Genomic DNA, 18,173 nt, shown 5'->3' with positions numbered 1-18,173 from the left:
GTACAGCTAAAGATTCTTACGTATCCTTAGCGTTCGTGATGACAGACCTTCCGCTCGACCAGGTACGGACCCTGCTGACCGTCGTGGACGAGGGCACCTTCGACGCCGCGGCTGCCGTGCTCCACGTGACACCCTCAGCGGTGAGCCAACGGGTCAAGGCTCTCGAACAGCGCACGGGTCGCGTGCTGTTGATGCGCACGAAGCCCGTCCGGCCGACCGAGTCCGGCGAGGCCGTGGTGCGCTTCGCCCGCCGGCTGGCCCGGCTGGAGCAGGACACCCGGGCCGAGCTGGGCATGTCCGGCGCCGGGGAGCCGACCCGGCTGTCGATCGCGGTGAACTCCGACTCGCTGGCGACCTGGTTCCTGCCCGCCCTCGCACGCGTGCCCGAGGATCTGCCCGTCTGCTGGGAACTGCGGCGCGAGGACCAGGACCACACGGCCGCGCTGCTGCGCGAGGGGCTCGTGATGGCGGCCGTCACCTCGTCGCCGGACGCGGTGACGGGCTGCTCCGTGCGCAGTCTGGGCCGTATGCGGTACGTCCCGGTGGCGAGCCCCGCCTTCGCCGCGCGGTGGTTCGGCGGCCGGCCCGGCACGTCACTGCGGGAGGCCGTCGCCGACGCGCCGGTGGTGACCTTCGACCGGCGGGACGATCTCCAGGACGCGTTCGTCCGCCACCTCGTACGGGAGCCGCACGGCGGGCCTCACAGCCCGGCCGCCCCGCACACCTCGCACGATCCGCACGCCCCGGTCGCCCCGCACGGCCCTCGCGGCGCGAGTCCGGTGCGGCATCTCGTGCCGACCTCCGAGGGCTTCGTCGAGGCCGTCGCCGCCGGGATGGGCTGGGGCATGGTTCCCGAGGTGCAGGCGGAGCCCCTGCTCCGCGCGGGGCGTCTCGTCCGTCTCGCGCCGGACCGGCGGATCGACGTTCCCCTGTTCTGGCAGCAGTGGAAACTCGACTTCCCGGCGCTGGCGGCCGTCGCCGAGGCCGTCTCCGCGGAGGCCGCCGAGGCCCTGGACGGCGGCGCGGCCGGCTGAATCCCCGCAGAACGAAACAGGTCTCAGGACGCCGGGCCTGGCCCCGCTTCGCGCTCAAGGAAGCTGATCACCTGGGCGGCGAGGCTGTCCATCGCGGAGTCGGGGCGGGCGCCGACCCCCACGGCCGAGTCGTGCGCGCCGAGGCCGCCCGACCACAGGTACCGCTCGGTCCACTCGTCGTCGACCTTCAACTGCACCTGGATGTCCACCAGGGAGAGGCAGTTCTCCGGGGCGGCGGCGTGCAGGACGGAGGTGACCCGGCGCAGCGGATAGACGTCGAAGCCCTCGATGAACTGGGAGTTGCGCCAGTCCAGGAACGCGCTCTCGCCGTCGGTACCGACACGGACGTCGAGTTGGCCGTCTTCGAGATGGATACCGAAATGTTCCGTCGTACGGTTCTCGACGGTCACCCGGAATCGGAAGTAGACCAGGCCCTCGGCCGCGTCGTCGCGCCCGCGCGGCGGCTCGGCCTTCTCCAGACCATGGACGCGAACGCGCAGGCCGGCATGCTCGTCGTCGTACTCCTGCCAGTCACCGACCACATTCGGCTCGTACACGGTCCACCTCTCGACCTCAGAGGGCTGCTTCCTATCTGGGCGGGCGACGGGGTGTCAAATGAGCAGAATGGGCATTGGCCAGGGATTTTGCCCCACTTGATCGCCGATCAAGCCGTGCGCAGCGGGAACCCCCTTCCCAGGCGTCACGAGGGTCGTCCCGGCGTGCTGCACATCACGTTCCGCGACCCGGTCCGGACGGTCCCATCGAGGTGCGCGGCGCCGGACGCCGACCGGCCGGTCCGGACACGTCCGGGGCACCCCCGACTGCTGACAAATCGGACGGGCGTGTTGACGAAGGGACCGTTCAGGTGCGGAGATGCTCCTGCGACATGACGGCCGACCGTGAGGCAGGGCGAGCGAGCGATGGCATTGCAGATCAGCGCCACCAACCCGGAGCATCCCGCGCTCCTGCTCGACCTGCCCTGGGACATCCCTCTGGAGGAGTGGCCGGAGCACTATCTGGTGCCGTTGCCGCGGGGCATCTCCCGGCACGTGGTGCGGTACGCGCGCGCCGGTACGGAGGTCGTGGCGGTCAAGGAACTGGCCGAACGGCCCGCCCTGCGCGAGTACGAGCTGCTGCGCGGTCTCGACCGGCTGAACATCCCGTCGGTGGACCCCCTCGCCGTGGTCACCGGCCGCACCGACGGGGCCGGCGATCCGCTGGAGTCCGTACTCATCACCCGGCACCTGGGCGGCTCGATGCCCTACCGGTCGATGTTCGAGACGACCATGCGGCCCGCCACCATGCACCGCCTCATGGACGCGCTGGCCGTGCTGCTGGTCCGGCTGCATCTCGCGGGGTTCGCCTGGGGCGACTGTTCGCTGTCCAACACGCTGTTCCGCCGGGACGCCGGGGCGTACGCCGCCTATCTCGTCGACGCCGAGACCGGCGAGGTGCATCCGCAACTGAGCCCGGGGCAGCGGGAGTACGACCTCGATCTGGCACGTGTCAACATCAGCGGGGAGCTGCTGGACCTGGAGGCCTCGGGGGCGCTGCACCCGTCCGTCGACCCGATCGAGTTCGGCATGGAGATCTGCAAGCGCTACGACGGGCTGTGGCAGGAGCTGACCCGCACATCCGTGTACCCGGCGGGCAAGCACCACTACATCGACCGCCGGATCCGTCGCCTCAACGAACTCGGCTTCGACGTCGCCGAGATGCAGATCGCGCACTCCTCGAACGGCGACACCGTCACGTTCGTGCCGAAGGTCGTCGACGCGGGCCACCATCAGCGCCAGTTGCTGCGGCTGACGGGGCTCGACACCGAGGAGAACCAGGCGCGACGGCTGCTGAACGACCTGGAGAGCTGGATGGCCACCCAGGACGACTACGCGCCGGGCGATCCCACGGCCGCCCGGCCCGAAGTCCTCGCCCACCGGTGGGTCCGGGACGTCTTCCGGCCCACCGTGCGGGCCATACCGCTGGACCTGCGCGGCTCCATGGACCCCGCCGAGCTTTATCACGAGCTGCTCGAACACCGCTGGTACCTGTCCGAGCGGGCGCAGCACGACATCGACCTGGACACGGTCGTCCGGGACTACGTCACGAACATCCTGCCCACGATGCGGGACACGCTGTCGCCCGCGACGGGCGGCGGGGCGGAGGCTCAGGCCGGCGGGACGACCGCCACCGGGGAGGGCGCGTGATGGACGACCGCGTGGGCGACCGAACCGATCCGTGAGCCCACGGCCGAGCGGTGCGCGCGCCGGCCGACCACCATCAGCTGGGCCCGGGCCGCCACCGAGAGCAGCACCTCGCCCGCGCTGCCCATCTCGATCTGCTGGGTCACCTGCACGTCCGGGAAGCGCTCCAGCCACGGCTGCAGCACCTCCGCGAGCGCCTTCCTCTCGTACTGTTCCAGGCCACCGGCCTCGTCGGCGAGCGCCAGCGAGGCGGGGCTGTAGGTGAAGACGGTGGGCAGCGCCCAGGCCCTTACGACGCGCAGGGCGGCGCCACGTGCCGCCGCCGCCTCGAAGGCGTACCCGAGGGTGGCCGCGCTGTCGTCCGGGCCGCCCTGCTGGCCGACGACGACCTCCCGGCCGCCCGCCTCCGACTCCGGCTGGTCCCCGGCGCGTACGAGAACGACGGGCCGCGTGGACTCGGCGATGACCTGCTGGCCCACGGAGCCGAGCAGGAAGCCGACGATCGCTCCCTGGCCGCGCGAGCCGAGCACCAGGGTCGTGCCCTCGGCCGCAGCCGCGATCAGCGCCTCGACCGGGCCTCCGTCGATGAGGTCGGTGGTCACCGTCAGGTCGGGGTGGCGGGCGGTGACTTCGCCCGCGATCCGCGTCAGCGCCTCCCGGGCGTCGACCGCCCCGTCCTCGCGGTCGGACTTCTCCCAGGCGTGCACGATGCGCAGCGGAAGGTCCCGGCGTACCGCTTCCCTGGCCGCCCAGTGCACGGCGGCCAGGGATTCGGCGGTACCGTCTGCTCCCACGGTGATCGGGCGGGTCATGTGATGGCCTCCGTAGCGTCGGTCGAGGTGCCCACGCTACCCAGCGGCCCCGCCCACCCGCGCGGCGGTGCCGTCAGCCTGCCAGCAGGGCGAGTTCGGTGCCGGCGAGGAGGAAGGCGCCGACGCCGAAGTCCGACGTGGTGTCGTAGGTGACGGGCTGGCTGGACTCCGGGCGGTCGCCCACGTTCTGGACGTAGCCGAGGAATCCGTCGGGGTGGACGGCCGTGGTGATCAGGCCCTGCCACGCCCGGGCGGCCACCGGCAGGAAAGCGGACCGGGTCACGAGCCGGGAGCGGATCGCGTAGGCCGTGCCGAAGACGAAGAAGGACGTGCCGCTCGTCTCGGGTCCCGGCAGGTGCGCGTCGTCGGCGAGGTTGACGTTCCAGAAGCCGTCCGCGCGCTGCACGCCGGCCAGGGCGGTGACCAGCCTCGTCAAGGTCTCCCGGTACTCGGCGGTGTGCCGTTCGCTGCCCGGCAGGGCCTTGAGGGTCTTGACGTGTCCGCCCGCCACCCAGCCGTTGCCCCGCGACCAGACCACCGGTTTGCCCGAGGGGGACAGGATGCCGCCGGGCAGGAACCGCTTGTCGCGGTACCAGAGGCCGGTGGCGGTGTCGTGGAGGCCGGGACCGCCCTCGACGCGCTTGGTGTGGTGGTAGAGGGCGTACACCTTCTCCCAGTACTGGGGGTCCTTGCGCAGGGCGCCGATGCGGGCGAACGGCGGCATGGCCATGTGGAGGGCGTCGTCCCACCACCAGTCGTCGTTCTTCGCCGGCTGGTCCGTGTACACCATGCGGTGCAGGGACTCCTCGATCGCGGCGAGTTTCTGCGCCTCCGGCTCGATCTCGTAGAGATCGAGGTAGGCCTGTCCGGCGTTGTGGTTGTCTGCGTGCCGGGTCGTCACGCCGCTCCGCAGCCCGTACGCGTGCTTCTCGGCCCAGCCGCGTGCGTACGCGAGGTAGCGGGTGCTGCCGGTCAGCCGGTGCAGGGCGAGCAGCCCGCTGAAGAACGTGGCGTTGGCCCAGCCGTTGTCGCCGGGGTCCGTGTGGGCGCTGATCCAGTGGTCGGCGACCCGGCGCAGGTCCCGGGTGATGGCGGCTCTGGACGGGAGGGGCGGCGCGAGGCGCGAGGGGGGTGCGGGAGCTTCTGCGGCGGACGCGGACGTGGGGAGCAGAGCGGCGGAGGCCGAGAGAGCGGCACCGCCGACCAGCAGCTGGCGTCTATCCATGTGAACGACTCCTCTCCATGTGAAGCACATCCTGAACTCCCGCACCAGCGGTGTCCACGGCCCGAACTCGACTTGGTCAACTTGGCCTGAACCAAGTCAAGTTCAGATCACCGGACGTAGTTCACATCAGGGGACATCCGTCGCGGACGACCGGTCGCAGCGCAGGCTGTCGAGGTCGACCGAGTCGGCCATCGCCTGCATGCCCTTGTCGTTGGGATGCAGCCGGTCACCACCGTCGAATACGGGCATGATGCGCTCGTGGTCGTATGGGCTGCGGAGAATGCGGTCGAAGTCGGTGACCGCGTCGAACTCCCCGCTGCTCCTGATGAACCCGTTGACCTCCTGGCGTACGGATTCGGCGGCGGCGTCCCACTCGGACCAGCCCTTGAAGGGCGCGACGGTGGCACCGACGACACACTTCCCGGCCTCGTGGGCGCGGGCGATGATCTCCCGGTAGCCCGCGATCATGTCGGCGCCCGTGACGCCCGTGTGCGCCTTGATGTCGTTGACGCCCTCGAAGAGGAAGACCGTCCGGACGCCCGGGTGGGACAGGACGTCACGGTCGAGCCGGTTGAGGGCGCTCTGTCCGGCGCCGTCCGCGAGGACCTTGTTCCCGGAGATCCCCTCGTTGGCGACTCCCTTGACCGGACTGTTCGTCGCGCCCAGTCGGCGGGCGAGATAGTCGGGCCAGCGGCGGTTCAGGTCGCCGCTGGACTGCCAGCCGTCCGTGATGGAGTCCCCGAGCGCGACCACCGCACCGACGGCGGAGTTCGTGCGTACGGTGACCGCGTCGAGGTAGAACCAGGAGCCGGTGCGCTCGGTCCAGTTGGCCGCCCCGTCCTCCCCCGTGTGGTCGCCGGTCGCCGCGTACGACGTCTGCATCGCCATGCCGTGGCCGGTCGCCGGACCGCCCGCCGTCCGCGTGTGCACGCTGACGACCAGGTCGGCCGCGGCGGGCAGCCTGCCGGGCAGCGGATCGCTGTACGCCGTGGCACCCGCCGGGATCGTGACGGAGCGAGTGCCGCCGAAGGTCAGCCGCTTGTTGGTGCCCGGGACCAGTTCCGCACCGGACTTCCTGAGGCCGGCGTAGGCGCTGTCGAAGGTCAGCGGCCGGTCCCCGAGGGCGTTGGAGAGCCGGACGCGCAGGTTGTCCCCCGCCACGCTGGTGCGCACGATCAGGCGGTAGCTGCGGTCGGCGACGGCATCCCCCACCCGGTCCGCGCTCGCGCCCCAGGTGACCACGTCGTGCCGGCCGGCGGCAGCCGGGGCGGCGGTCGCGGGAGTGGTCTGCACGGCGGCGGCGATCACCAGCAGGGCCACCGGAGCCACGAGGCGGCCCGCTCTGCCCCCTCGGCCCGTTCGGGCGGCGCGGGCCGTCATCGGGCGAAGTCCCGCAGGGTGACGGAGGCGCCGGGCTTCAGGGTCACCGTGCGGGACGAGTCCCCGTACGCGACCGTGGTCGTCCGGCCGCCGACGCTGCGGATCCGCGCCTCGGTCGGTTTGCCCTCGCGCCAGCGCAGGTCGACGACGAAGCCTCCGCGGGCGCCGACCCCCGTGACGGAACCGGACTTCGCCCATGCGTCGGGCAGGGCCGGGAGCAGTTCCAGGTGGCCCGGGCGGGAGTACACCAGCATCTCGATCATCGCCGCGGGCGTACCGAAGTTGGCGTCGATCTGGAAGATGCCGCGGCCCTTCTCGACCTCGTAGATGTCGAAGAGGTTCGGTGCGGAGCCGTTGCCGCCGTCGATGGACGGGCGGAGGTTGTTGACGATCAGCTGGTAGGCGTTCTCCGCGTTCTTGAGCCGGGCCCAGCACAGGCTGCGCCAGGCGTTGGCCCAGCCGAAGCTCTCCATGCCGCGCGCGGTGAGCAGGGCCGTCGCGCCCTTGACGATCTCGGGCGGGGTGGAGTCGTCGGGCCGGATGCGGTCGCCGGGGAAGAGTCCGATGAGCGGGGAGAGATGCCGGTGGGTGGTCTCGCCGAGGTTGTCGGGTGACATCCACTCCTCCAGCCAGCCCGTCGTGGGACTGACCTTCGGCAGATACAGCCGCTCCTGGAGGCCGCCGATGGTCTTCGCGTAGGCGGAGTCCTTCTTCAACTCCCTTGCCGCCGTGCGGTAGTTGTCGAAGAGCGCCCACACCAGTTCCTGCGCGTAGGTGATGCCCATGGCGTCCTGCGGGCCGTGCTCGGGCGACCAGTCGCGGTCGTCGATGAGCACCTCCCGCGAGGTGCCGGGGAGTGTCGTGGTGATCAGCCGCGCCTCCCAGAACTCGCACGCGCTCTTCAGGAGCGGGTAGATCCTGGCCAGATGGGAGCGCGACCGGGTGAACTCGTAGTGCTCCCACAGGCTCGCGCACAGCCAGGCGTTGCCCGCCGGATGCCACCACCAGCCGCTTCCGCCATGGATGTTGGTGGAGAAGGCCACGGCCCAGCCGGCGACCTTCCCGGTGGAGTTGCGGTAGCGGTTGCGGGGGTCGTTGAAGAGGTCGTGGGTGAGTTTCTTCCAGGAGGGGAACTGCGCGAGGCAGTAGTCGGTGAGCGCGTCGAAGCTCTGGGACAGGCCCGCCCGGTCGGCCATCCAGTAGTTCATCTGGATGTTGATGTCGGTGTGGTAGTCGCCCATCCAGTCCGGGTCGTTGCCGTCCAGCCACAGCCCCTGGAGGTTCAGCGGGAGGCTGCCACGGGATCCGGAGATCATCAGATAGCGGCCGAACTGCAGGTAGGAGGCCTCCAGTTCAGGGTCGGGCGTGTCGTCCAGGGCCCGCGCCCTGATCCGCTCCCAGGTGTCCAGGGCGCGCTGGTCGGCGGACGAGGTACCGAGGGAGAGTTCCATCTGCTCGAACAGGGCGCGGTGGTCGGCCACATGGGTGTGCAGGAGCGTGTCCGCCGAGTGGGCCGCCGCGGCGGCGACCTTGGCGCGGGCCAGCTTCTCCGGGTCGAGGGACGGATCGCGGAAGTGGGCCGACGCGTCGGGCGCGTAGTTGGTGCCGCCGCTCACCACCACGGTGAGGTCCTTGCACCCGGTGAACTCGACCAGCGCACCCTTCACCCGGACACTGCCACCGGTCCCGTACGCCTTCACGGCCGCCCCGTAGCGCAGCCCGTTCGGGAAGGCGGCCCCGAAGGAGGTGCCCCGGACGGTCTCTCCGTGCGTCCCGTCCAGGGTCACACTGCCGGTGTAGCGGCCACCGCCCCTCTGGGTGAAGTGCAGGACGATCGCGTCGTCGGGTCGGCTCGCGAAGACCCGCCGCTCGTACGTGACTCCGGAGCGCACGTACGACGTGCCGACCACGCCCTGGGCGAGGTCCAGGGTGCGCCGGTAGCCGGAGACGGCGGACAGGTCGTGGTCCGGGATGTCGACGGTGAGGCGGCCGAGCAGGGTGAAGGAGCCGAAGTCGTCGCGGCTGTAGGGGAATTGACCGTCGGAGTCGAGGGTGTCGTTGAGTCCGCCGGTCCACATGGTGGCGTCGGTGATGAGCAGCAGCTCACGGCCGGGGTCGTTGCTCGCGAGGGCGCCGAGGCGGCCGTTGCCGATGGGCAGGCCCTGCTCGATCATCGAGTGCTCGTCGGCGGGCGCCTGCCACCACAGCCGATCCCGCGAACTCCCCTTCGGGAGCGACGAGTCGGCGGGCCGTTGCGGCGCGGCGGACGCGGTGAAGGCGGGCAGGCCGCCGAGGGCTGCGGCGACACCGGTCGCCGCGGCGAGGGAGAGGAGTCTTCGTCTGCTGGGCTCGGCGGGGCGGCTCTTGTCCATGGTGCGGCTCCAGGGGGAAGAGAGGTGAGGAGAACAGCGATCAGGACGACTTCGGTACGCCGATGCGGTCGATGTCCGGGGCGTAGCCGGAGCCGCTGTCGAAGGTGATCGTGTTGGCGCCGGCCTTGAGCGAGACGGGCACGCTGACGGTCTCGGCGGTCCCCCAGTCCCCGGTGGAGGGGAACTTGTGACTCGTCGAGCCGTTGCCGTTCGCGGAGACCTCGACGGAGCGGGGGTCACCGCTGACGTAGGCGACCCGCACCTGGTACGTGCCGGCCTTGTCGACGACTATGTCGTTGAAGCGGAGCTTGCCGCCGACGTAGAGGTTGCCGACCTTCCTGCCGCCCGAGCAGGCCGAGCAGTCGGCCACGGAGGCGTTGCCGCTGAGCGTGTTGGCGGCGGCCTCGGCCTCGTAACCGGTCGTGGCGAGCGCGGCGCCGCGCGGGGTCACGGTGAACAGCCGGGAGCCGTGCGCGGGCAGCGCCTGCGTCACCTTGTCCTTGTACGTGCCGAGGTTCTCGCGGTTCCACAGGTCCCGTACGGCGGCCTTGCCGGTGAAGCCGAGGGCGGCCCAGTCGGCGGAGACCGCGGCGGGCTTGTCGTCGAGGTTGAACAGGGCCACGGTGTAGCTGCCGTCGGCGTTCTTGGACGCCCACACCTGCTGCGGGTTCGACGACGTGATCGGGCGGGCAGGGGGCGTGCTGCCCTGGTTGAGGGCGATGACCTCGCGGTTGGTCAGCAGGGACACACCGTAGGAGTCGAGCTTGGTCAGGTCGTCACCGGTGTAGAGCGGAGACTTGGCGATGGCCCACAGGGTCGCGTAGCTCTGGCGTTCCGCCTTGGTGAGGCCGTCCATCTCGCCGTTGCCGACATCCAGGGAGTCCAGGTCGTTCCAGCCGCCGGGGCCCGCGTGCCGGGTCCAGCCGGGGAGGTCGTCCCAGCGGTCGTCGACCGAGTTCTCCCAGCTGACAAGGGTGTTGCAGTAGCACTCGACGTCGGTGTCGATGCGCCAGCCGTTGGAATACTTCTTCCAGTCGGCGACCCGGCCGATGTCCAGCGACCAGGACACCTCCAGGTGGATGGGCCGGCCGGTGGCGGCGATGGCCTTGTTCCAGGCGGCGACGTCGGCAACGTTGTCGTACTGGTCGCCGTTCTTGCCGGACCCCGGTCCGACGCCGTCCAGTTTCAGGAAGTCGTAGCCCCAGTCGGCGAAGAGCCGGGCCTGCGAGTCGACGTACTTCTGCGCGCAGGGATCGGAGAAGTCGATCTTGTATGCGCTGTCCCAGCCGTTGGTGGTGCGCAGGTCGCCGTACACGATGTCGGCGGTCGTGCAGTCACCGGCGTTCCAGATCGGCACCTTGCCCTCGCCGTACGCCTCCTTCTGGAGACCGACCGGCAGATAGATGCCGGCCTTGAGGCCCTTGCCGTGGATGTGGTCGGCGACGGGCTTCATACCGCGCGGGAAGCGCCCCGGGTCCGCCTTCTGGCGGCCGTACTCGTCGAAGCCGGGCTTCCATGCCTGGTCCATCCACCAGCCGGCGTCGAGGTTGACGTACTCGTAACCGAACGGCTTGAGCTTGGCCGCCAGCGCGTCCGCCTGCTTGAGGACGTTCTTCTCGGTGAGGTAGCTGTAGTCGCCGTCGGGGTTGAGGCCCGGGTACTTCGAGGACTGCATGCTCCAACTCGACCAGCCCATGTACGGCTTGGCCGCGAGGGCCGACGTGGCGGCTGACGCAGCGGCTGACGCGGTCGAGGTGGAGAGCTGGTCGGCGCCGGGAGTGGCCGCCTGTGCCGACGGGAGGGCCGCGGCCGTCGCGGCGGTCAGCGCCAGGACGAGGAAGGCTCTCAGTGAGCGGCGGGCGGGGGCCATGTGTGCGTACGAGGATGACCGCATGGGTCGGACCTCCAGTGAGGGGGTTGGGCTGTGCGGGGGTGTGAGGCTGTGCGTGCGGGGATCTGAAGGGGTGCGGTGGGTGGTGGCGGAGGTGCTGGGCGCGGCGGCTCGGCGACTGCCCTGCCATGTCGGGCAGTCGCCGAGCCTGCGTAAGAGGCGGTGGCTCATCCCGGGCCGCGGGTCGGGCCGCCGATGAAGGACTGGATCGCGGTGGCCGCGGCGCCGCGGGCCCACTCGTCGAAGGGCAGGGGCCGTGTCAGCAGGTCGCAGCGGGCGGCCGTGCCGAAGGCGGAGGCGGCGAAGGCGTCGCGGATCTGCTCGGCGAACAGGTCGTAGGCCGCGAGGCCCTCACCGGAGATGATCACGCGTTCGGGTCCCATCAGGTTGGCCACGGTCGCGATGGCCCGGCCGATCGCGTCCCCGGCCCGCGCGTAGACCTCCCGTGCGCCGGGGTCTCCCTTGCGGGCCAGGTCGACGGCCTGCGCCGCGTCGGCCACCGGGAGGCCCGTCGCGTCGCGTACCGCGGTGACGATCGCGGGATCGGCGGCGATCGCCTCCGCGCAGCCCCGGTTCCCGCAGTGGCAGAGCGGGCCCGTGGGGTCGATGACCACGTGCCCGATCTCCCCCGCGACGCCGTGCGCTCCCGAGACGACCCGCCCGTGGACGACCAGGCCGCAGCCGATGCCCGCTCCCACCGTGACCACGGCGAAGTCGGAGAGGCCGACGCCCGCGCCGAACCACTGCTCGGCGACGGTCAGGGCCCGGACGTCGTTGTCGACGGTGACCGGGAGGCCGGTCGTCATCTCCACCAGCTCCGCGAGGGGCAGGTCGCGCCATTCGAGGAAGGGTGAGAGGCGGACCTCTCCCGCGGCCCGGTCCACGTCACCGGAGACGGCGACGCCGATCCCCTGGACCTGGACCCCGAACCCGTCGGCCTCCGCGAGAAGCTCGTGGACGAGGGCGGCGATGGCGGTCAGCACGGGCTGCGGTTCGCGGGCCCGCAGGGGCACATGGCGGGCGACCCTGATCCGGCAGCACAGGTCCGTCAGTACGGCGATGATCTCGTCGCCGGTCACCTTGACGCCGATGAACAGGGCCCGACCGCCGTCCACCCGCACGGAGTTGGCGGGCCGTCCCAGCGAGGGACGCGTCTCGTCCCCTGCCTCCTCCACCAGGTATCCGGCCTCGATCAGGGGCCGGACCGCCTTGGTGACGGCGGCGGCCGACAGCTCCGCCCGGCCGGCCATGTCGGACCGGGTGAGCGGACCGTGGGACAGCACGGTGGTGAAGATCTGGGCAGCGGCCGGCGTGTGGGCCGGGAACGCCTCGGTGCGAGGAGTCGAGCGCATGCCCCGGAACCTAGGTTGATTCTTTTCCGCCGTCAATGAAAGAAACAAAGATCGTTTTAAGCCAGGCGGCAAGGCCACTTCAGCCTGCAAATATGTGCGTCAAGAGCCGAGTTGCCCGATGAACGAAGGACGTGATGGTTCCGCTCTTCGGAGCGGGCCCGCCGACGGCGGCCCCCTGGCATGCTGCCTCCATGCCGACACCGACAGGACCGCGTCCGTCCGTCTCCCCGCCGCGCGCCCGTGTCGACGGCCTGCGGATCCAGGCCCGTCGGGTCACTCAGCGGGTGCGCGGGACGGGACGCGTGCTGCACGACGTGTCGTTCGACGCCGCTCCCGGTGAGATCGTCGTGATCGCGGGCAGCAGCGGGGCGGGCAAGACGGTGCTGCTGGAGACACTGGCGGGGCTGCGTGCCGCCGACGCAGGGGCAGTACTGCACAACGGTGTCCGACCGGGGCCGCCGGGGCCGGAGTTCGGGTTCGTCCCGCAGGAGGACATCCTGCACCGGGACCTCCCGCTGCACCGGACCCTGGTGTACGCGGCGGGTCTGCGCATGCCCCCGGCGACCTCCGCCGCATCGGTCACCGCGGCCGTGGACCGGGTCCTGGCCTCCCTGGGGCTGTCCCACCGGGCCGCCGCGCCCGTGCGGGCGCTGAGCGGTGGGGAGCGCAAACGGGCCGGTGTCGCCGCCGAGTTGCTCACCGGACCGCGGGCGCTGTTCCTCGACGAACCGACCTCCGGACTCGATCCGGTCACCGGCGCCGCCCTGCTGCGGACGCTGCGCTCACTGGCCGAGGACGGCACCACCATCGTGCTGACCACCCATGTCCTCGCCGATCTGCTCCGCGGCGACCAGGTCGTCTTCCTCTCCCCCGGCGGGCAGGTCGCGTACGCCGGTGAACCGGGCGCCCTGTGCGATGCGTTCGGCGTGGACACGGTCGAGGACGTGTACGGGGTGGTGGCCGAGGGCGTCGTGTCCGAACGTGCCGTACCGGAGGGTGCCGTATCCGTCGGTGCCGGACCCGAGGGCGCGCGCACTGGACCGGCGCCGGACGGAACGGGTGTCCCCCGCGTCGGCCCGGCGGCGCGGCCCGTCCCCCGGCAGCGCGTCGGTGCCGTACGGCAGTGGTCCCTGCTCACCCGCCGGGGCACCGCGCTGCTGCTGCACAACCGGCTCTCGGTCGCCGTGCTGGCGGGCTCACCCGTGATGATCGTGGCCATGTTCGCGGTGCTGTTCCGTGCGGGGGCCTTCGACCCGGCGGACCCGGACCCGGGATCGACCGCGATGATCATGTTCTGGATCGCCTTCGGGGCCTTCTTCTTCGGGCTGACGTACGGGCTGCTGCAGATCTGCGCGGAACTGCCCGTGCTGCGCCGCGAATGGCTTGCGGGCCTGCAGATCGGCCCGTACGTCTCCTCGAAGCTCACGATCATGCTGCCCGTGCTCGCCGCCGCGGACGCCCTGCTGCTCGCCGTGCTGCGCGCCCTGGACCGGCTGCCCGCGGCGGGCTGGGACACCTACCTCTCCCTGTTCGTGTCGAGCGTGCTGGCCTCGGCCGCGGCGCTCGCGCTGGGGCTGCTCGCCTCGGCCGCGGTGACCGATCCGGGGCAGGCGACGCTGATGCTGCCGCTGCTGTGCTTCCCTCAGGTGCTGTTCTCCGGGGCCTTCGTGCCGGTCCCCCGGATGACGGGCGCCGGGGAGGCGATCAGCTGGGCGATGACGAACCGCTGGGCGTTCGAAGCACTCGGCAGCGGCGTCGGGCTCGAAGCGCTGTGGCGCGACGGGGCCTCCCGCCTGGGCCCGCCGCTCCTCGACTCGTACGGGGACTCGTTCGCCGGTCCGGCGGGCCGCGGCTGGCTGATCCTGGCGGGGTTCACGCTGGTGTTCCTGGCCGCGACATGGGCGGTGCTGGTGCGCAAGTGCCGGGGCGGTGTCGTGCGCGACCGGGCTGGAGCCTGAGGCCGGGTGTCACCGGGGGTTTTCCGTCAGCAGCCCTCCCTCGCCTCCAGGCCGGCCGCCCCCGGCACCCGGTCACGGTAGGTCTCCCGTACGAACCTCAGGAACGTGTCGATGTCCCTGGGCTGTGACGACAGGCCGAGCGAGACACGCACCGCGCCCGCCGACGGCAGGGACAGCAGCTCCAAGTACTCCTCCAGGGAGGCCAGTCGGCGGCGGGCGGCCGAACGCAGCCGGCGGAGCGGCAGGGCGAAGGCCGCCTCGCCCGCGCCCGGATTGCAGAAGCATCCCGTGCGCAGTGAGATGCCCCGCGCGGCGCTGTCGCGGGTGACGACCCGCTCGTCGATGACCTGACCGTCGGCGTCCAGCAGGTTGAGCGCGACGGTTCCGCCGCGGGCCACGAGATCGCGCGGGCCGTACACCCGGACCAGCGGGGAGCCGTCGCTGTGCCGCAACGACCCCAGGCCTGAGAGGAGTTGGCCGGTCAGCGCGGTCACATGGGCGTGCACCCGGTCCATGCCGATGCCGTCGATCCACTCCAGCCCGGCCGTCACGTCGGGAATGGAGAGGAAGTTGACCGTGCCGTCCTCGAAGGCCGCCTCGTCGTCCGCGAGGACGTGCCACTGCGCCTGCGCGCTGACCGCGTAGATCGTGCCGCCGGAGAACCAGGGCCGGCGCAGCCGGGCGAGCGCGTCCCGGCGGGCGATCAGGCTGCCGACGCCGGTGGGGTGGCCGAAGACCTTGTACCAGCTGACGACCGTGAAGTCGGGGTGGTACCGGCTCAGGTCGAGGGTGTTGGTGGGGACGAAGGCGGCCGCGTCGAGCAGGACGTCGTAGCCGCGCGCCTGGGCCGCCGCGATCCAGGCGAGCGGATGCCGGACGCCGGTGAAGTTGCTCTGTGCCGGGTAGGCGAGAAGCCCCTGTCTGCGCTCGCCGGGTCGCGGTTGCCGTCGGCCGACACCGTGTCCGCGCTCGGGCAGAGCGGCCCGCAGCCGCTGTTCGTCCACGCGGAGGCCTTGGCCGCCCACGGGTACGTACGTGGTGCGCGCGCCGCGCGAACGGGCGTACTCCCGCAGGCCGTTGACCGAGTTGTGGTTGTCGAGCGGCATGACCAGCCTGCTGCGGCGGCTGAAGGGGTACGCCTCGCCGACCAGCCGCAGCGCACCCGTCGCGTTCGGGGTGAAGATCACGGCGTACTCGGCCGGGTCGGCGTCGAAGTGGCGGAGCACCGCCCGGCGTGCCCGGGCCAGCAGCTGTCCCGAGGCCCGGGAGGCCGGGCTCTCGGAGTGCGGGTTCCCGAAGACTCCACCGGTGATCCGCGCGGCGCTCCCCCGGACGAGCGAGGCCGGTGCGAGGCCGGCTCCCGTGTGGTCGAGATAGGTGTGGCCGTCGGCGTCGAGACGGCCGAACTCCCGGCTTCTCAGTTCCGCCAGATCCTCCGAGCGGGCGTCGCCGTCGGATATGTGGCCGGTGGTCCCTGTCCTGTCCACGGATCCTCCCCCATGAGGCCGGGCCCTCCCCGCGTGCCAGGGCGGGACACGGTTCTCCTCACATCATGCTGCGATCGGCCCCGGCGGGAAGGGGTTGCCGACGATCGGCGCGCCCTCCTCCTGCCTGCCCCGTCGCCGCTCCTCCCTGCCGCACAGGATCATGGGCCGGCAACACGGGAATCATGGTCCGGCCGCGCGGTCGCGGGGGTCCGGGGCCTGCGGGACGATGCGTAGGGCAGGGGAAGGGGGCCGGGTGAAGGAGTGAGCGGTGATGACCGACCTTCTGGGTTCCCTGCCCGACGACCAGCGGCGGCTGCTCCGGGCCGCGGTTCCCGGCGTCGAGCTGGCTTCCCGGCCGATGCTCGCCACGCTCAGCGATCAGCGCGACTTTCCCGGCGAATGGCTCTTCGAGCGGAAGCTCGACGGCGTCCGCGTGCTGGCGGTGCGCGAGGGCGGACGGGTCGTTCTGCTCTCGCGCACCGGCAACCGTCTCAACGAGACGTACCCGGAGATCGTGGACGCGCTCGCCGCCCAGCCGTGCACGGACTTCACCGTGGACGGGGAGATCGTCGCGTTCGCACACGGCCGCACGGACTTCTCCCGTCTTCAGCAGCGTATGGGGCTCACCCGGCGACGGGACGTCGAGGCCAGCGCGGTCGCCGTGACGTACTGCCTCTTCGACCTGCTCAGGCTGGAGGGCGCGGACACGACACGGCTGCCGCTGCGCGCACGCAAGTCGTTGCTCCGGCGCGCCCTGACGTACCGGGCACCGCTGCGCCTGACCACGCACCGCAACGAGGGAGGCGCCGAGCTGCTGGCCGACGCCTGCACCCGAGGCTGGGAGGGGCTCATCGCGAAGCGGGCCACGAGCCTCTACCAGCCACGCCGTTCACCGGACTGGCTCAAGCTGAAGTGTTCCCTGGAGCAGGAGTTCGTGATCGGCGGCTTCACCGAACCGGGCGGCAGCCGCGCCGGATTCGGCGCCCTGCTGCTGGGCCACTTCGAGGGCGAGGACCTGCGGTACGCGGGCAAGGTGGGTACGGGATTCGACCGTCGTACGCTTCTGGCGCTGCGTGGCGCTCTCGACCAACTCCGCCTGCCCGCCTCGCCGTTCACCGACCGGGTGCGTGAGGCGGGCGCCCACTGGGCCGAGCCGGTACTGGTCGCGCAGATCGCGTTCACGGAGTGGACACGGGACGGCATGCTGCGCCACCCGCGCTTCCTCGGTGTGCGCCACGACAAGCCGTCGCGGGACGTCGTCCGCGAGAGGCCGATATGAGGCGAGTGCGCGAAACGCGTGCATGGAACGAGTACACGAGACGGGTCCGCGAGGTGGGCTGGAGCAGGCCCCCGCGGTCAGGTCCGTTCGGCCCTGATGATCACCAGTTCCTCGTTCTCCTCGCGTTCCGCGATCCGGCCGGACTCCCTGAGCCAGGGCAGACGCGAGCGGAGTACGGGCCCGAACGGGATGTACGCCCGGTCGCCGACCGTGGCCCGCAGTCCCGCGTCGGCCAGGCGGTCCAGGGTCTCGTCGGTGCCGCTCAGCCCCGACTGCGCGATGAGCAGGACACCACCGGGCCGCAGGACACGCGGTGCGTCGGCGCAGATGCGGTCCAGGACCACGCGTCCGTCGAGCCCGGCGTTCCAGGCCCGCTCACGGCCCCGGCCGCCCGACGGTTCCGAGGGGGGCGTGGGAACGTACGGCGGATTGCTGATGATGATGTCGAAGGACCGTCCCCGGACCGGTTCCAGCAGGTCGCCACGGTGGACCGTGAGGCGCTGCCGTGACCGCAGGGCGTTCAGCCGGGCGGTGAGGACGGCCCGCCAGGCGATGTCGACCGCCGTCACGCGAGCGCCCTTCCGGGCGGCGCAGATCGCCAGGGTCCCGGTGCCGGTCCCGAGGTCGAGGACATCCATGCCGGGACCGGGGCTCTCGCGGTAGAGGGCCCGGGCCAGGAGGAAGGTGTCGGCCTGTGGTGCGTAGACGCCCGGCGGTGCCATCACGGGGCCGGGCGGACGTGTCGGGTCGACGAGGAAAGCCATGAGGAGAGTCCTCCGTCCGGGCGCCCTCTCGGGTGCGGGAGGTAAGTGCACACGGCCGCTGAACGCCTGGTCGGGCACGTCTTTTCAGCTGCCGAGTGCCCCTGGATCACTCACCCACACCTCCGCCGCCACGGGCGCCTCGCCTGTCGCGGGGACGCGGGGCGACGCGGGAACGCCCCCGTCGGTCGCGGACGAACCGTTCGACCGTTCAGGGGCGTACGCGCGAGTGGGCCGCTGCTCTATCGGCCGGACTTCTTCATGTGGCCGGAAGCCCTGTCCTTGAGCTCCTCGGCCTTGCCCATCATCTGCTCGCCCCGGCCCTCGCCCTCCATGGACTTGTCGTCCATGGCCCTGCCGGTGGTCTCCTTCATCTTGCCCTTCATCTGCTTCGCCTTGCTCTTCGCCTTGCTCATGATGT

General features: G+C 71.3%; 14 protein-coding genes. 4 read left to right on the top strand and 10 right to left on the bottom strand.

Going from position 1 to position 18,173, the window contains the following annotated elements; all coding sequences use genetic code 11:
* Nucleotides 1–35: 35 nt before the first annotated feature.
* On the top strand, nucleotides 36–1,034 hold the full coding sequence (locus OHS59_RS41015) for a LysR family transcriptional regulator ArgP (protein ID WP_328498411.1): 999 nt from the start codon (nucleotides 36–38) through the stop codon (nucleotides 1,032–1,034).
* Nucleotides 1,035–1,057: 23 nt separating this feature from the next.
* On the opposite strand, the gene OHS59_RS41010 is transcribed toward OHS59_RS41015, so the two are convergent.
* The gene (locus OHS59_RS41010) at nucleotides 1,058–1,591 is read right to left on the bottom strand and encodes a hypothetical protein (RefSeq protein WP_328498410.1); all 534 of its coding nucleotides are present in this window, start codon (nucleotides 1,589–1,591) and stop codon (nucleotides 1,058–1,060) included.
* 363 nt (nucleotides 1,592–1,954) lie between these two features.
* Between OHS59_RS41010 and OHS59_RS41005 the strand changes: the two genes are divergently transcribed.
* Complete coding sequence (locus tag OHS59_RS41005; RefSeq protein WP_328498409.1) at nucleotides 1,955–3,238, top strand: DUF4032 domain-containing protein; 1,284 nt, start codon at nucleotides 1,955–1,957, stop codon at nucleotides 3,236–3,238.
* On the opposite strand, the gene OHS59_RS41000 is transcribed toward OHS59_RS41005, so the two are convergent.
* The 6 genes from OHS59_RS41000 to OHS59_RS40975 all read right to left on the bottom strand — a co-directional run bounded on the left by OHS59_RS41000 (nucleotide 3,199) and on the right by OHS59_RS40975 (nucleotide 12,267).
* Nucleotides 3,199–4,047 (bottom strand): universal stress protein, encoded by an 849-nt coding sequence (locus OHS59_RS41000; protein WP_328498408.1) that lies wholly within the window; start codon nucleotides 4,045–4,047, stop codon nucleotides 3,199–3,201. The two genes, OHS59_RS41005 and OHS59_RS41000, sit on opposite strands and share 40 nt — an antisense overlap.
* A gap of 73 nt (nucleotides 4,048–4,120) precedes the next feature.
* Entirely contained in the window at nucleotides 4,121–5,272 is a 1,152-nt protein-coding gene (locus tag OHS59_RS40995; protein WP_328498407.1) for a glycoside hydrolase family 88 protein, read from the bottom strand.
* Between the two features lie 126 nt (nucleotides 5,273–5,398).
* A complete protein-coding gene (locus tag OHS59_RS40990; protein ID WP_328498406.1) occupies nucleotides 5,399–6,652 on the bottom strand; it encodes an SGNH/GDSL hydrolase family protein in 1,254 nt (417 codons plus the stop codon).
* Entirely contained in the window at nucleotides 6,649–9,024 is a 2,376-nt protein-coding gene (locus OHS59_RS40985) for a glycosyl hydrolase family 95 catalytic domain-containing protein (protein ID WP_328498405.1), read from the bottom strand. Before OHS59_RS40985 ends, OHS59_RS40990 begins: the two co-directional genes overlap by 4 nt.
* Nucleotides 9,025–9,064: 40 nt before the next feature.
* Nucleotides 9,065–10,918, bottom strand: a complete 1,854-nt coding sequence (locus OHS59_RS40980) for an alpha-galactosidase D (protein ID WP_328498404.1) — start codon at nucleotides 10,916–10,918, stop codon at nucleotides 9,065–9,067.
* A 164-nt stretch (nucleotides 10,919–11,082) separates the two neighbouring features.
* Nucleotides 11,083–12,267: an ROK family transcriptional regulator gene (locus tag OHS59_RS40975; protein ID WP_328498403.1), complete on the bottom strand. Its 1,185-nt coding sequence runs from the start codon at nucleotides 12,265–12,267 to the stop codon at nucleotides 11,083–11,085.
* A 191-nt stretch (nucleotides 12,268–12,458) separates the two neighbouring features.
* Between OHS59_RS40975 and OHS59_RS40970 the strand changes: the two genes are divergently transcribed.
* The gene (locus tag OHS59_RS40970; RefSeq protein ID WP_328498402.1) at nucleotides 12,459–14,225 is read left to right on the top strand and encodes an ATP-binding cassette domain-containing protein; all 1,767 of its coding nucleotides are present in this window, start codon (nucleotides 12,459–12,461) and stop codon (nucleotides 14,223–14,225) included.
* Between the two features lie 26 nt (nucleotides 14,226–14,251).
* Here the strand turns inward: OHS59_RS40970 and OHS59_RS40965 are convergent, their stop codons facing one another.
* Complete coding sequence (locus OHS59_RS40965) at nucleotides 14,252–15,712, bottom strand: aminotransferase class V-fold PLP-dependent enzyme (RefSeq protein WP_328498401.1); 1,461 nt, start codon at nucleotides 15,710–15,712, stop codon at nucleotides 14,252–14,254.
* Nucleotides 15,713–15,983: 271 nt separating this feature from the next.
* Between OHS59_RS40965 and ligD the strand changes: the two genes are divergently transcribed.
* Nucleotides 15,984–16,991: a non-homologous end-joining DNA ligase gene (gene ligD, locus OHS59_RS40960; protein ID WP_328498400.1), complete on the top strand. Its 1,008-nt coding sequence runs from the start codon at nucleotides 15,984–15,986 to the stop codon at nucleotides 16,989–16,991.
* Between the two features lie 77 nt (nucleotides 16,992–17,068).
* Here the strand turns inward: ligD and OHS59_RS40955 are convergent, their stop codons facing one another.
* Together OHS59_RS40955 and OHS59_RS40950 are read right to left on the bottom strand one after the other, a co-directional pair.
* Nucleotides 17,069–17,755 carry a HemK2/MTQ2 family protein methyltransferase gene (locus OHS59_RS40955; protein WP_328498399.1) on the bottom strand — a complete coding sequence of 229 codons (687 nt, stop codon included), beginning with the start codon at nucleotides 17,753–17,755 and terminating at the stop codon, nucleotides 17,069–17,071.
* 239 nt (nucleotides 17,756–17,994) lie between these two features.
* Nucleotides 17,995–18,168, bottom strand: a complete 174-nt coding sequence (locus tag OHS59_RS40950) for a CsbD family protein (protein WP_328498398.1) — start codon at nucleotides 18,166–18,168, stop codon at nucleotides 17,995–17,997.
* Nucleotides 18,169–18,173: the final 5 nt, after the last annotated feature.

The organism is Streptomyces sp. NBC_00414, from assembly GCF_036038375.1.
Taxonomy (GTDB): domain Bacteria; phylum Actinomycetota; class Actinomycetes; order Streptomycetales; family Streptomycetaceae; genus Streptomyces.
Note: the sequence above shows the minus strand (reverse complement) of the source record. Positions and strands in the feature narration are given on the sequence as shown.